Here is an 11,891-nt window from a genome sequence, read left to right on the forward strand (position 1 = left end):
GCAGGGTCAGGCCGGCATGGGGAAGAGGCCCGCCCGGGTGACCGAGGCGGTCGGGGTCTTGCCCAGGAGGCCGCACACCCACTCCGCCGTGGAGATCAGGGCCGGCAGGTCGTAGCCGGTCTCAAAGCCCGCACGCTCCAGCATGTAGACGAGGTCCTCGGTGCCGATGTTGCCGGTGGCGTTGGGGGCGAAGGGGCAGCCGCCCAGGCCGCCGCAGCTGGCGTCAAGGACGTCAACTCCCGCCTCCACGCCAGCAAAGGCGTTGGCCAGGCCCGTGTTTCGCGTGTCGTGGAAATGCAGCCTCAGGCGCTTGTCCTGCGCGACGGCGCGGCAGGCCTCCACCAGCCGGCGCACCCCCCAGGGATCGGCTGCGCCGATGGTGTCGGCCAGGGCGATCTCGTCCAGTGGGAGGAGGGCCGCCTCGCGCACGAGGTCGATCACCCGGGCGGGGTCGACCTCGCCCTCGAAGGGACAGCCAAAGGCGACGGAGAAGGTGACGGACAGGCGCGGCCCGCCCTCGGCGGCGCGGCGCCCGGCCACGGCGGCCAGGGTCGCCATCTGCTCGGCCGTCGTCGCCCCCTGGTTGCGGACCCCGAAAGCGTCGGAGGCGCAGACCACCACATTGGCCTCATCGCAGCCGGTGGAGACCGCCCGGTCCCAGCCGCGCATGTTGAGCACCAGGCCGATCCGCGAGCGGGCCGCATCGGCCGGGAGGGCTGCGCAGACCTCCTCGGCGCCCGCCATCTGCGGCACCCGGGCGGGATTCACGAAGGAGACGGTCTCGGTCCGCCGGGCGCCGGCGGCCTCGAGCCTCTGGATGAACTCGACCCTCTGGGCGGGGGTGAGGGTGGTCTTCTCGTTCTGCAGGCCGTCGCGCGGACCGACCTCGACGATCTCGATGAAGCGGCTCATGGGCGGGCCTCCGGTACGGCGCGGGACGGTGGGGCGTAGACGGTGAGCTCGGTCTCATCGCCATTCGAGTAATTCAGGCCCGCGACCCGGCCGACCTCCACCGGACGGACGCCGGCGCGGGCCAGGGCCTGGCGGAAGGCGGCCTGCTCGCGGGATTCCACCACCGCCGCACGGCCTGAGGCCAGGGCCTCGGCGGCGTCCTTGGCGTCACCCAGTCCCGTGTTGGTGCCGACCTGGAAGACCAGGCTGGGCTCGGCGTAGCCCGCCACCGCCACCGGCCCGGGAACCACCCCCTGGGCGGGAAGCAGCCGGGCGCCGGCCAGGAGGTCGACGGTCCGCCCCGAAAGCATCAGGGGCTGGAGGCCAGGGACCAGCAGGGCGGTCAGGGCGGCGTGGGCCAGGACCCCGGCCGGAAGCGCCCAGACGACGGCGCGGGGCGCCTGGCCCCTCAGGAGCAGGACCGCCCCGGCGCCGGCGGCGAACAGGAAGAGGCCTGCCGTCAGGAGGGCCGCAGGCAGGTCCCAGCCATCGCCGTAGGTGACCGCGAGATAGACGGCCGCAGCCGCCAGCAGGGCGCCGGCGAGGCCGTGCAGGAGGGCGCCTGCCCGTCGCACGACAGGGCCCGCCGCCTGGGTCAGGGCCGCCGCGCACAGCCAGGCGAGAGCCGCGTAGCAGGGCAGGACATAGTGCGGCAGCTTGGTCGGGGTGGCCTCGAAGACCAACCAGGCGGGGATCAGCCAGGCCAGGGCGAACCGCACCCCCGGCTCGGCCCGGCGGCGCCAGGCGAACAGGGCGGCGGCCGGAAGCATGAGGGTGGCCGGGAACATCAGGAGGGGCGCGGCTAGGGCGTGCATGCCGGGCGGGGCCCCGTGGCTCTCATGGCCGCCGGCCAGCTTGGGCGCGAGGTCGCCGCCGATGGCCACGGCCCAGAAGGCGCCGTCGGTGGCGATGGTCACCGCCCAGGCCCAGGGACCGACGATCGCGGCGAAGGCGATCAAGCCCCAGGCCCAGCCGATCGGCCGCGCCGTCAGGGGCCGCCGGTCGGCGATGCGCAGGGCCAGGGCGGCGAGGCCGACGACCAGCAGGGCGATGGGCCCCTTGACCAGGACGGCCAGGGCCAGGGCCACCCAGAAGGCGGGGACGGCGAGACGGCCCGCGGGCCGACCGCCCCGGGCCTCGGCGTAGAGTCGGCCCAGCGCCGCCATGGCCAGGACGGTGAGCCCGGTCAGGACCGAGTCCGTCTTGGCGATGAAGGCCTCGGTGGAGAGGAGAAGGCCCCCGCCGAGCATCAGGCCCGAAAGGAGGGCGACGCCCTGGCTGAAGAAGCCGGCGGCGCCCCAGACGCAGGCCGCCGCCGCCAGCATGGCGCCCAGCAGGGAGGGAATCCGATAGAGCCGGATGTCCCTCTGCCCCGCGTCCCCAAAGGTCGAGACCGCGGCCGCCTGCATCCAGTGGATGCCCACCGGCTTCTTGAACCGGGGCTGGTCCTGGAAGCGGATGACCACATAGTCGTCCTGCTCAAGCATCTGGGCGGTGGCCTGGGCGAAGCGGGCCTCGTCCCGGTCGAGGGGCGGCAGGGCCAGGAGGCCCGGGAGGCCGGCCAGGAAGGCGAACAGGGCCGCAGCCGCCGGGCCGCGCCAGCCGCCGGGCCGCCGGAAGGCGTCGATGATGTCCGCGAGCCACATGGCCTGCTGGTTAGCACGAACCGGCCGCGCCGTCGTTTCCCTTGAGCCGGGAAAGATCGTAGGGTGCCGCATGGCTTCCGACCCGTCCCAGACGCCGCCCGCAGGGCCCCGGCCCGAGGTTTCCGTGGTGGTTCCGGTGTACAACGAGTCCGGCGCCGCCCCGGACCTGGCGCGGGAGATCGCCGACGCCTTCCGCGGCTGGAGTGTCGAAATCCTGTTCGTCGATGACTGCAGCCGGGACGATACCCGCGAGCGCCTGGCGGCCCTGAAACCCGAACTGCCGTCCCTCAGGCTCCTGGTCCACGCCGCGAACGCCGGCCAGAGCCGGGCGGTCCGCACCGGCGTCCTGGCGGCGCGGGGGGACATCATCGTGACCCTGGACGGCGACGGCCAGAACGACCCGGCCGACGCCCCGCGCCTGGTGGAGGCCCTGAAGGCCGGGCCGGCGGACCTGGCCCTGGTGGGTGGGGAGCGCGTCCGCCGCCAGGACAGCGCCGCCAAGAAGGTCGCCTCGCGGGTCGGCAACGGCGTGCGCAAGCGGCTGCTGAAGGACACGGCCAACGACACCGGCTGCGGCCTGAAGGCCTTCCGCCGGGAGGCCTTCCTGCGCCTGCCCTACTTTGACCACATCCACCGCTACCTGCCGGCCCTGATGCTGCGCGAGGGCTATCGCACGGCCTTCCTGCCCGTCGGCCACCGGCCGCGCACGACCGGGGCCTCGAAGTACACGAACCTGGGCCGGCTCTGGGCCTCGCTTTCCGACCTTCGCGGCGTGATGTGGCTGCAGTCCCGCGCCCGGCTGCCCGGAGAGATCACCGAGAGCTGAGCCCCGGGATCGGCCCTCAGGTGAAGGCGGTCAGGATGGCCACGACCAGGGCGATGTCGAAGACGCGGGAGACGAGGGCGGTCATGAGGGCCTCCTGGGCGGTTTCGCCAGGGAGCCCTGCAAGGCCTGAGCCAAGGCCCAGTCTTCTGAAAACACTCAGGACTTCGGAATTCGAGCCTTCTGCGACCACGGCAATCCCGGCCGGTCGGCGGAATTGACCCGGCGCCGGGTCAGGTCTTCACGCGCGCCTTGCGGCCGGACTTCTTGCGCCGGTCCGCCCGTCCCGACCATTCCGTGGCCTCGTAGGCCTCCTTGGCGGCGTCCAGGACCGGCGCGCCGCCCTTCAGCCCGCGTCGGGCGCCCTTCTGGCCCAGGAGGTGGGCGCTGAGGGCCGCAGCGCCCTCGGCCAGGGGCGCTTCGGTCGGCGGACGCACCCGGTCTGAGCGCCCGGCGCCCGAGGTGGGGGGCGGAACCTCGGGCTCCGAGGTGGGACCGGACAGGAGATTCTGGGGCTCCCGGCTCCGCCGGGAACGCCCGATGGGGTTGATCGGGCTGGTCATCGGCCGGAGGCGAGCCTGTCGATCTGGGCGGCCATTTCCTCCATCCGCCGCTTGAGGTCGGCGATCGCGTCGTCGCCCCCGTCGACGGGGCCCCGCGGGGCGGCGGGAGGCGCAGGCTCGGGCGCTGCAGCGACGGTCGACGGGGAGCCAGACTGGGGAGCGGCCGATGGGGTCCCGCCCGCCGCCGGGGCGTCCGGCCGTGGGTATGCGAAGGGCGAGAACATCTGCATGGCCTGGCTGAACAGGGCGATGTTCTTCTTCACCTGGTCCTCGTAGACGGACAGGCTGGGGGCCGGGCCCATGCCGGAGAACTGCTGGCGCAGGCGCTCCTGCTGCTCGGCGAAGGAGGCCAGCGACATCTCGAGGTAGGAGGGCAGGAAGGCCTGCATGGAGTTGCCGTAGAAGCCGATGAGTTGGCGCAGGAACTGGATCGGCAGCAGGCTCTCCGACCGGCTTTCCTCGTCAAAGATGATCTGGGCCAGGACCGAGCGTGTGATGTCGTCGCCGGACTTGGCGTCGTAGACCACGAAGTCGACGCCCTTGCGGACCATGTCCGCCAGGTGCTCGAGCGTGACGTAGGTGCTTGAGGCCGTGTTGTAGAGCCTTCGGTTGGCGTATTTCTTGATGACGACCGGGCCCTCGCCCGACTTGGCGCCCTTCGGATCGGCCATGGCGGTTCCTTCCTGCGCGATGCCGCGCCAGAGGCTTCATTATTGCATTGCAGTATTGCCGATGCGAGCGTCTTCTGGAAGGTGACGGAAGCGGCCGCCGGGCCTGGCGCAGCCGCACCCCTGAAGGAGCCCCCGCCATGACCGACGTCGTCATCGTCTCCGCCGCCCGGACCCCCGTCGGGTCCTTCAACGGCGCCCTCTCCGGCCTGCCGGCGCATGAACTGGGCCGTACGGCCATCGCCGGCGCCCTGGAGCGGGCCGGTGTGGCCGGGGCCGACGTCAGCGAGGTGATCCTGGGCCAGGTGCTGCAGGCCGGCGCCGGCCAGGGCCCGGCCCGCCAGGCGGCCATCGCCGCCGGGGCGCCGGTGGAGGCGCCGGCCTGGAGCCTGAACCAGCTGTGCGGCTCGGGCCTGAGGGCCGTGGCCCTGGGCGCCCAGCAGATCGTCGACGGCGCCGCCCGGGTGGTGGTGGCCGGAGGCCAGGAAAGCATGAGCCAGGCGCCTCACGCCCAGTACCTGAGGGGCGGCCAGAAGATGGGCGACCTGGCCCTGGTCGACACCATGATCAAGGACGGCCTCTGGGACGCCTTCCACGGCTATCACATGGGCCAGACCGCCGAGAACATCGCCGCCCGCTGGCAGATCACCCGCGAGGACCAGGACCGCTTCGCCGTGACCTCCCAGAACCGGGCCGAGGCGGCCCAGAAGGCCGGCCGCTTCGCCTCGGAGATCGTTCCGGTCACGGTGAAGGGCCGCAAGGGCGAAACGGTGGTCGACCAGGACGAGTACATCCGCCATGGGGCCACCCTGGAGAGCGTGGCGGGCCTGCGCCCGGCCTTCACCAAGGATGGGTCGGTGACGGCCGCCAACGCCTCGGGGATCAATGACGGCGCCGCGGCCCTGGTGCTGATGTCGGCGGCCGAAGCCAAGGCCCGCGGCCTGGCGCCCCTGGCGAGGATCGCCTCCTGGGCCCAGGCCGGCGTCGCCCCCGAGATCATGGGGACGGGCCCGATCCCGGCCACCCGCCGGGCCCTGGAGCGCGCCGGCTGGAGCGTGGCGGACCTGGACCTCGTGGAATCCAACGAGGCCTTCGCCGCCCAGGCCCTGTGCGTGGTGCGCGAACTGGGCCTCGACCCCGACAAGGTGAACGTCAATGGCGGGGCCATCGCCATCGGCCATCCCATCGGCGCCTCGGGCGCCCGGATCCTGACCACCCTGCTGCACGAGATGAAGCGGTCGGGCGCGGCCAGGGGCCTCGCCACCCTGTGCGTCGGCGGCGGCATGGGTGTGGCCCTCTGCGTCGAGCAGGTCTGACACCCGAAACCCCCAAGGAGGCGGCGATGGCGAGAGTGGCGTTCGTGACCGGAGGCACCCGCGGTATCGGCCGCGCCATCTGCGAGCGGCTGAAGGCCGACGGGATGAAGGTGGCGGCGGGCTATTCCGGCAATGAGGAGGCCGCCCAGGCCTGCGCCCGCGAGCTGGGCGTGATGGTGGTGAAGGGCAATGTCGGCTCCTACGAGGACTGCGACCGGGCGGTCCGGTCGGTGGAGGCCGAGCTGGGGCCCGTGGACGTGCTGGTGAACAACGCCGGCATCACCCGGGACGGGGTCTTCCACAAGATGTCGCCGGCCCAGTGGTCGGACGTGATCCGGGTGAACATGGACTCGGTCTTCAACATGACCCGCCAGGTCATCGAGGGGATGCGCGAGCGCGAGTGGGGCCGGATCGTCAACATCAGCTCGATCAACGGCCAGAAGGGCCAGATGGGCCAGACCAACTACGCCGCCGCCAAGGCCGGCATGATCGGCTTCACCAAGGCCCTGGCCCTGGAGAACGCGCGCAAGGGCGTGACGGTGAACTGCATCTGCCCGGGCTACATCGACACCGAGATGGTGCAGGCCGTGCCCGAGAACGTCCTGGCCGCGATCATCGCCCAGATTCCGGTGGGCCGGCTGGGTCGCGGCGAGGAGATCGCCGACATGGTGGCCTTCCTGGCGGGCGAGCACGCCGGCTTCGTCACCGGCTCCACCCTGTCGCTCAACGGCGGCCAGTACATGGCGGGATGAGGCCTGCGTCCAAAATCCGCCCCAGTCGGGGTGCATTGGCTTTCCCTGATGCCTTCCTGCGGACCTCCTGACCGGCTGCGACGAAGCCGCCTGGGCCTGCTCGCCGTCTTCCTGGCGGCGGGCGGCCTGCTCGTCGCCCCGCCTTCGGCGCGGGGGCAATCGGCGCCGGCCGCGCGCGGGCCCCTGTTCGGTCCGTCCGGCAGCCCCGCCGGACCGGCCGGAGCGCCGCCCGTGGCGCGGTATGTCTCCGAGACCGGGGTGAAGTTCACCTTCGACCGCAGCCAGGGCCTGCCCCTGGTCAAGTTCGACCGCAGCCCGGAGGTCTGGGTCCTGCGCCCCCAGCCGGCGCCGCGGGGCGACATGCTCTACCTCAACGACCTGGGCGAGCCGATCCTGCGGGCCAGCCGGACCGGCGGCCTGACGGTCTTCACCACCGATCGCCCCGAGGGCCTGGCCGTGGCCCTGTCCGGCGGCGGCCCGGCCTTGCGGATGACGCCCCTGGGGCCCCAGCAACTGCTTGAGCGGCTGGCCATGGCGAGCACCCGGGCCACCCGGGCGGCGCGGCGGCTGATCCCCTTCGAGGCCGACGCCTCCCCCGCCTCCTCGGCCCTGACCGCCGACGCCGCCATGGTGGCCGCCGAGGCCATCATCCGCATGACCCGCCTGGCGGACGGACGCCTGGTGCTGGGCGGGATCGACCGTGTGCGCCTGGTCGAGGGCCGCCAGGCCCGGGCCGCCCTGCGCCAGGGTGTGATCGAGATCACCGTGGCCCCCGGCCAGGGCATGTCCGGCCGGCCCTCCTCCGACCGGATCCTGGCCGCCGCAGGGGTCCGCTAGTTCCCCAGCCCCGGGGCCGGTGGGGGTCAGCCACGGAAGACGTCCTTCTCGGACCGCAGGGCGGCGAAGGCTTCATGCGGCGGCAGGCCGGGGCGCAGGTGCGGCGCCCTCAGGAAGGGATTGGTGGCCTTCTCCTCGGCCAGGGTGCTGGGCACGGTGGGCTCGCCCCGCTCGCGCGCCGCAAACACCGCGTCGGCGCGCGCCTTCACCGCCGGATCGGCGTCGACGGCCAGGGCGAAGCGGGCGTTGGAGGCGGTGTACTCATGCGCGCAGTAGATCCGCGTCTCGTCCGGCAGGGCGGCGAGGCGCTGGAGGCTGGCCCACATCTGGGCCGGCGAGCCCTCGAACATCCGCCCGCATCCCAGGGCGAAGAGAGTGTCCCCGACAAAGGCCGCCGAGGCGGAGGGCGCGAAATAGGCGATGTGGCCCAGGGTGTGGCCGCCGGACTCCAGGACCTCGAAATCCGTGTCGCCGAGGGCCACGGTCTCGCCGGGCGCCAGGACGCGGTCGACGGGGAAGCGGCCCGTCACCTCGGCCGGCCCCAGGAGCTGGCAGCCGGTGGCGGCCTTGACCTCGGCGTTCCCGCCGGCGTGATCGGCGTGCCAGTGGGTGTTGAGCACCAGGTCCAGCCCCCAGCCCAGCCGGTCCAGCTCGGCCAGGATGGCGGCGGCGTCCGGGGTGTCGATACAGGCCGTGCGGCCCGTCGAATCGTCGCGCACGAGGTAGCCGTAATTGTCGGACAGGCAGGGAAACTGGTGAACGGTCAGGGTCATGGGGTCCTTCCTTGGGCGGAACACGCCCGGTGAGGGCTCGCCGCCGGCCGCGACTAGGCCTAAATCCGCGTCATGCGGCAAGGCGTCTCTGAACTTTCGGCCTTCTACGCCTCGCCCCTGGGCCAGGCGGCGCGGGACATGACCACCCGAAAGGTGCTCCAGTCCTGGGGCGACTGCCAGGGATTGGAAGTCCTGGGGGCCGGCTACGCCGCGCCCTTCCTGGGCGCCCTGTCGGACCGCGCCCTGAGGGCGGTGGCGATCATGCCGCCCGAGCAGGGGGCCGAGGCATGGCCGTCGATCCGCCGCAGCCGGACGGCCCTGGCCGCCGAAGACGCCCTGCCCCTCCCCAACGCCCGCTTCGACCGGATCCTCCTGGTCCACGCCCTGGAGGAGAGCCCGGACCCCGAGGCCCTGCTGCGGGAGATGACCCGGGTCCTGGCGCCCGCCGGCCGCCTGATCGCCGTGGCGGCGGCGCGGAACGGGCCCTGGGCGCCCTTTGAATCCACCCCCTTCGGGCACGGCAGGCCCTTCAGCCGGCGCCAGCTGGCCGCACGTCTACGCGCCGCCGGCCTCGAGCCCACCGGCTGGACCCGCGCCCTCTACGTCCCGCCCCTGCCCTGGCTGGCCGGCTGGGCCGAGGGCTTCGAGCGGGCGGGATCGCTGCTCTGGCCGCCCCTCTCGGGCCTCGTCCTGATGGAGGCGGTCAAGCAGTCCCTGGCCCTGCAGCCGCGGCCCGCCCGGGCCGTCGCCCGGCGTCCCGTTCGCCAGCGTGCGGCGGCGGGGGCCCGACCCCAGCCCGTCGGGCGGGACCCGGCGGGGGCTTGAACCCGGCGGGCCGGTTCGCCACCCTTGCGACGACGGAGACAGGAGACGGCATGGACCGACGACTCGCCCTGGTGACCGGCGCCTCCGCCGGGATCGGCGCCGCCCTGGCCCGGACCCTGGCGGCCCGCGGCTACGACCTGGCCCTGACCGCACGGAGGCGGGAGCGGCTGGAGACCCTGGCCGACGAGGTCCGGCTTCGCTTTGGTGTGGAGGCCCTGGTCGTCCCCGAGGACCTGGCCGAACCCGCCGCCCCCGCCCGGCTGCTCGCCGCCGTGGAGGCCGCTGGCCGCGACGTGGACGTGCTGGTGAACAATGCCGGTTACGGCCTGCCGGGGGTCTTCGCCGAGACCGGCTGGCAGGAGCAGGCCGACTTCCTCCAGGTCCTGCTGCACGCACCGACCGAGCTGGTCCACCGGACGCTGCCCGGCATGACCGAGCGGCGCTTCGGCCGCATCCTGAACGTCGCCTCCCTGGCCGGCCTCCTGCCCGGCGCCCGGGGACACACCCTCTACGCCGCGACCAAGGCCTACCTTGTGCGCTTCTCGCAGAGCCTGCACCTGGAGACCCGCTCCCAGGGCGTGCATGTCAGCGCCCTCTGCCCGGGCTTCACCTGGTCCGAATTCCACGACGTCAACGGGACCCGGGACCTGACCCGCAAGGCGACGCCGGACTGGCTGTGGATGGGGGCCGACGAGGTGGCCGAGGCCGGGGTCGAGGCCCTGGAGGCCAACCGGCCGGTCTGCGTGCCCGGGGCCCCCAACAAGGCCATCGCGGCCCTGGGCCGACTGATCCCCGAGGACTGGGCCCTGGCCCTGATGGAGTCCCAGGGCGGGCGCCTGCGCAAACCCTGACCCGGTTCAGGACTTGTAGGGCTGGGACGCCTCTTCGAGGATCAGGCCGTGGGTCGAGTCGGCAATGCCTGACAGGATGAACTGCACCGCCATGGCGCAGAGGATCAGGCCCAGCACCCGCACGACGATGGCCAGGCCGATCCGGCCGAGCAGGCGCGAGATGATCGGCGTCGCCCAGAAGGACAGCATGGTCGAGAGGGCCACCAGGGCGATGACCCCCACCCCGGTCACGACGCCGACCATGCCGTAGTCCCGCGCCTCGCTGGCGTAGATGATGACCGTGGAGATCGCTCCCGGCCCGATCAGCAGGGGCATGGCGAAGGGCACGATCATGGACTCGAAGCGCCGGCGCGCCTGGGCGGTGCGACCGCCTGCGGCCACGCCCTCTTCGTCGGTGCTCGCCTGCAGGGACGCCGTGAAGTCGTTCCGGGTCATGTCCAGGCCCAGCAGCAGCAAGAGGATGCCGCCGGCGATCCGGAAGGCCGGGAGGGAAATGCCGAAGAAGGCCAGGAGGCTGAGGCCGGTGAAGTAGAAGAAGATCAGGAAGCCCAGGACGAACAGCGACACGAAGACGGCGATCAGCCGGGCGGTGCTGTTCTTCAGGCCGCTGGTCGCCGCCGCGAACAGGGGCACGTTGCCCACCGGATCGATCAGGGCGAACAGGGCGATGAAGAAGTTGACGGCGAAAATGTCGGGGATCATGGGAGGCTCTTACCCCAATTCCCCGTTCCCGCCGACCCCGGAGAGCCCAGGATGATGATGCCCGCCGCCGATCCCCGCCTGATCGTCCCCCTGGACCAGCCCGGCCTGACCGAGGCCCGGGCGCTCGTGGCGCAACTGGGCGACCGGGTCAGTTTCTACAAGGTAGGCCTGGAACTCTTCGCCCGGGGCGGAATGGGGCTGGCCCGCGAGCTGAAGGGGCAGGGCAAGCAGGTCTTCCTGGACTGGAAGCTGCACGACATCGGCGCGACCGTGGAGCGGGCGGCGGCGGCCCTGTCGGACTCCGGCTGCGACCTCCTGACGGTCCACGCCGAGCCCCAGGTCATGGCGGCGGCGGTCCGCGGCGTGGGCCAGTCGAGCCTGAAGGTCCTGGCGGTCACCGTCCTGACCAGCCTGTCCGACGCCGACCTCAAGGAGATCGGCTACGCCTCCGGCGCCCGCAGCCTGGTCGAGCGCCGTATCCACCAGGCCCTGGCCGCCGGCTGCGCCGGGGTGGTCGCCAGCCCGCAGGAGGCCGAGCTGGCGCGGAAGATCGGCGGCAAGGACTTCCTGGTGGTGACGCCCGGCGTCCGGCCCGAGTGGTCGGCGAAGAACGACCAGGTCCGGGCCGCAACGCCCGCCGAGGCCCTGCGCGCCGGCGCCTCGCACCTGGTGTGCGGCCGGCCGATCTCGGCCGCCAACGACCCGGCGGATGCCGCTGCAAAGGTCATCGCCGAGATGGCGGCCGTTCCGGCCCCGCCAGCGGCCTGACTGCCATCAGGGAGCCGCTGACCCGCCGTTGACCCCCTCACCCGGCTTCGCCGGGAGCTCCCCCTGGGGGGAGCAATTTGCTCAGGCATTCCTCCCCATCAGGGGGAGGTGGACCGCGAAGCGGGCCGGAGGGGGTCTGCCGGGCCGCCTAGAAGTCGACGGCGATTCCCTTGCGCTCCCAGTCGCCGAAGCGGGTGGGCTCCAGGCCGGCGGGGCCGCCCTGCTCGGCGAGGCGTTCGGCCTCGGCGGCTTCGGCGGCCTTGCGGGCGGCGGCCTCTTCGAGGGCGCGGCGGGCGGCGGGGCTCAGGGCCTTGCCGGGGGCGGCGTTGGGCGGGGCTTCGTCTTCCATGACCTTCATCTAGGCGTCCGCGCAGGCAAACGCCAGTTGCCCTTAAGGCCGGAACCGGGCACGGGGC

At 72.8% G+C, this 11,891-nt stretch carries 15 protein-coding genes; 7 read left to right on the plus strand and 8 right to left on the minus strand.

The window, feature by feature from the left end:
* Positions 1-6: 6 nt before the first annotated feature.
* The gene (locus tag HYN04_RS11710) at positions 7-912 is read right to left on the minus strand and encodes a hydroxymethylglutaryl-CoA lyase (protein WP_110450920.1); all 906 of its coding nucleotides are present in this window, start codon (positions 910-912) and stop codon (positions 7-9) included.
* Positions 909-2,597 (minus strand): ArnT family glycosyltransferase, encoded by a 1,689-nt coding sequence (locus HYN04_RS11715; protein WP_110450921.1) that lies wholly within the window; start codon positions 2,595-2,597, stop codon positions 909-911. Before HYN04_RS11715 ends, HYN04_RS11710 begins: the two co-directional genes overlap by 4 nt.
* A 70-nt stretch (positions 2,598-2,667) precedes the next feature.
* On the opposite strand from HYN04_RS11715, the gene HYN04_RS11720 reads away from it, so the two are divergent.
* Positions 2,668-3,423: a glycosyltransferase family 2 protein gene (locus HYN04_RS11720; RefSeq protein ID WP_110450922.1), complete on the plus strand. Its 756-nt coding sequence runs from the start codon at positions 2,668-2,670 to the stop codon at positions 3,421-3,423.
* 16 nt (positions 3,424-3,439) lie between these two features.
* On the opposite strand, the gene HYN04_RS13525 is transcribed toward HYN04_RS11720, so the two are convergent.
* The 3 genes from HYN04_RS13525 to phaR are packed head-to-tail and all read right to left on the minus strand — an operon-like array spanning position 3,440 to position 4,654.
* On the minus strand, positions 3,440-3,613 hold the full coding sequence (locus tag HYN04_RS13525) for a hypothetical protein (protein WP_162599641.1): 174 nt from the start codon (positions 3,611-3,613) through the stop codon (positions 3,440-3,442).
* A 40-nt stretch (positions 3,614-3,653) separates the two neighbouring features.
* Complete coding sequence (locus HYN04_RS11725) at positions 3,654-3,983, minus strand: hypothetical protein (RefSeq protein ID WP_110450923.1); 330 nt, start codon at positions 3,981-3,983, stop codon at positions 3,654-3,656.
* The gene (gene phaR, locus HYN04_RS11730) at positions 3,980-4,654 is read right to left on the minus strand and encodes a polyhydroxyalkanoate synthesis repressor PhaR (protein ID WP_110450924.1); all 675 of its coding nucleotides are present in this window, start codon (positions 4,652-4,654) and stop codon (positions 3,980-3,982) included. The genes HYN04_RS11725 and phaR overlap by 4 nt, the downstream gene beginning before the upstream one ends.
* Positions 4,655-4,791: 137 nt before the next feature.
* Between phaR and HYN04_RS11735 the strand changes: the two genes are divergently transcribed.
* The 3 genes from HYN04_RS11735 to HYN04_RS11745 all read left to right on the plus strand — a co-directional run bounded on the left by HYN04_RS11735 (position 4,792) and on the right by HYN04_RS11745 (position 7,556).
* Positions 4,792-5,967: an acetyl-CoA C-acetyltransferase gene (locus HYN04_RS11735; protein WP_110450925.1), complete on the plus strand. Its 1,176-nt coding sequence runs from the start codon at positions 4,792-4,794 to the stop codon at positions 5,965-5,967.
* Between the two features lie 26 nt (positions 5,968-5,993).
* Complete coding sequence (gene phbB / locus HYN04_RS11740; RefSeq protein WP_110450926.1) at positions 5,994-6,719, plus strand: beta-ketoacyl-ACP reductase; 726 nt, start codon at positions 5,994-5,996, stop codon at positions 6,717-6,719.
* A gap of 231 nt (positions 6,720-6,950) precedes the next feature.
* A complete protein-coding gene (locus HYN04_RS11745) occupies positions 6,951-7,556 on the plus strand; it encodes a DUF4908 domain-containing protein (protein ID WP_241962620.1) in 606 nt (201 codons plus the stop codon).
* Positions 7,557-7,582: 26 nt separating this feature from the next.
* Here the strand turns inward: HYN04_RS11745 and gloB are convergent, their stop codons facing one another.
* Positions 7,583-8,329, minus strand: a complete 747-nt coding sequence (gene gloB, locus HYN04_RS11750; RefSeq protein WP_110450927.1) for a hydroxyacylglutathione hydrolase — start codon at positions 8,327-8,329, stop codon at positions 7,583-7,585.
* Between the two features lie 72 nt (positions 8,330-8,401).
* Here gloB and HYN04_RS11755 point away from each other — a divergent pair, with 72 nt between their 5' ends.
* Both HYN04_RS11755 and HYN04_RS11760 read left to right on the plus strand, forming a co-directional pair.
* A complete protein-coding gene (locus HYN04_RS11755) occupies positions 8,402-9,154 on the plus strand; it encodes a class I SAM-dependent methyltransferase (protein ID WP_110450928.1) in 753 nt (250 codons plus the stop codon).
* 50 nt (positions 9,155-9,204) lie between these two features.
* Positions 9,205-10,005, plus strand: coding sequence for an SDR family NAD(P)-dependent oxidoreductase (locus tag HYN04_RS11760; RefSeq protein WP_110450929.1), 801 nt, complete (start codon positions 9,205-9,207; stop codon positions 10,003-10,005).
* A gap of 6 nt (positions 10,006-10,011) precedes the next feature.
* Here HYN04_RS11760 and HYN04_RS11765 read toward each other — a convergent pair whose 3' ends face one another.
* The gene (locus HYN04_RS11765; protein ID WP_110450930.1) at positions 10,012-10,707 is read right to left on the minus strand and encodes a MarC family protein; all 696 of its coding nucleotides are present in this window, start codon (positions 10,705-10,707) and stop codon (positions 10,012-10,014) included.
* Between the two features lie 57 nt (positions 10,708-10,764).
* On the opposite strand from HYN04_RS11765, the gene pyrF reads away from it, so the two are divergent.
* A complete protein-coding gene (gene pyrF, locus HYN04_RS11770; RefSeq protein ID WP_110451421.1) occupies positions 10,765-11,475 on the plus strand; it encodes an orotidine-5'-phosphate decarboxylase in 711 nt (236 codons plus the stop codon).
* A gap of 148 nt (positions 11,476-11,623) precedes the next feature.
* Here pyrF and HYN04_RS11775 read toward each other — a convergent pair whose 3' ends face one another.
* On the minus strand, positions 11,624-11,833 hold the full coding sequence (locus HYN04_RS11775) for a DUF1674 domain-containing protein (RefSeq protein WP_110450931.1): 210 nt from the start codon (positions 11,831-11,833) through the stop codon (positions 11,624-11,626).
* Positions 11,834-11,891: the final 58 nt, after the last annotated feature.

It is taken from the genome of Phenylobacterium parvum (genome assembly GCF_003150835.1).
Classification (GTDB): domain Bacteria; phylum Pseudomonadota; class Alphaproteobacteria; order Caulobacterales; family Caulobacteraceae; genus Phenylobacterium; species Phenylobacterium parvum.

Coding starts and splice junctions, on each gene's coding strand:
- HYN04_RS11775 (WP_110450931.1), bottom strand. CDS start 11,833: ATGAAGGTCATGGAAGACGAAGCCCCGCCCAACGCCGCCCCCGGCAAG.
- HYN04_RS11760 (WP_110450929.1), top strand. CDS start 9,205: ATGGACCGACGACTCGCCCTGGTGACCGGCGCCTCCGCCGGGATCGGC.
- HYN04_RS11715 (WP_110450921.1), bottom strand. CDS start 2,597: ATGTGGCTCGCGGACATCATCGACGCCTTCCGGCGGCCCGGCGGCTGG.
- HYN04_RS11735 (WP_110450925.1), top strand. CDS start 4,792: ATGACCGACGTCGTCATCGTCTCCGCCGCCCGGACCCCCGTCGGGTCC.
- HYN04_RS11755 (WP_110450928.1), top strand. CDS start 8,402: ATGCGGCAAGGCGTCTCTGAACTTTCGGCCTTCTACGCCTCGCCCCTG.
- gloB (WP_110450927.1), bottom strand. CDS start 8,329: ATGACCCTGACCGTTCACCAGTTTCCCTGCCTGTCCGACAATTACGGC.
- phaR (WP_110450924.1), bottom strand. CDS start 4,654: ATGGCCGATCCGAAGGGCGCCAAGTCGGGCGAGGGCCCGGTCGTCATC.
- phbB (WP_110450926.1), top strand. CDS start 5,994: ATGGCGAGAGTGGCGTTCGTGACCGGAGGCACCCGCGGTATCGGCCGC.
- HYN04_RS11710 (WP_110450920.1), bottom strand. CDS start 912: ATGAGCCGCTTCATCGAGATCGTCGAGGTCGGTCCGCGCGACGGCCTG.
- HYN04_RS11765 (WP_110450930.1), bottom strand. CDS start 10,707: ATGATCCCCGACATTTTCGCCGTCAACTTCTTCATCGCCCTGTTCGCC.
- pyrF (WP_110451421.1), top strand. CDS start 10,765: ATGCCCGCCGCCGATCCCCGCCTGATCGTCCCCCTGGACCAGCCCGGC.
- HYN04_RS11725 (WP_110450923.1), bottom strand. CDS start 3,983: ATGACCAGCCCGATCAACCCCATCGGGCGTTCCCGGCGGAGCCGGGAG.
- HYN04_RS11720 (WP_110450922.1), top strand. CDS start 2,668: ATGGCTTCCGACCCGTCCCAGACGCCGCCCGCAGGGCCCCGGCCCGAG.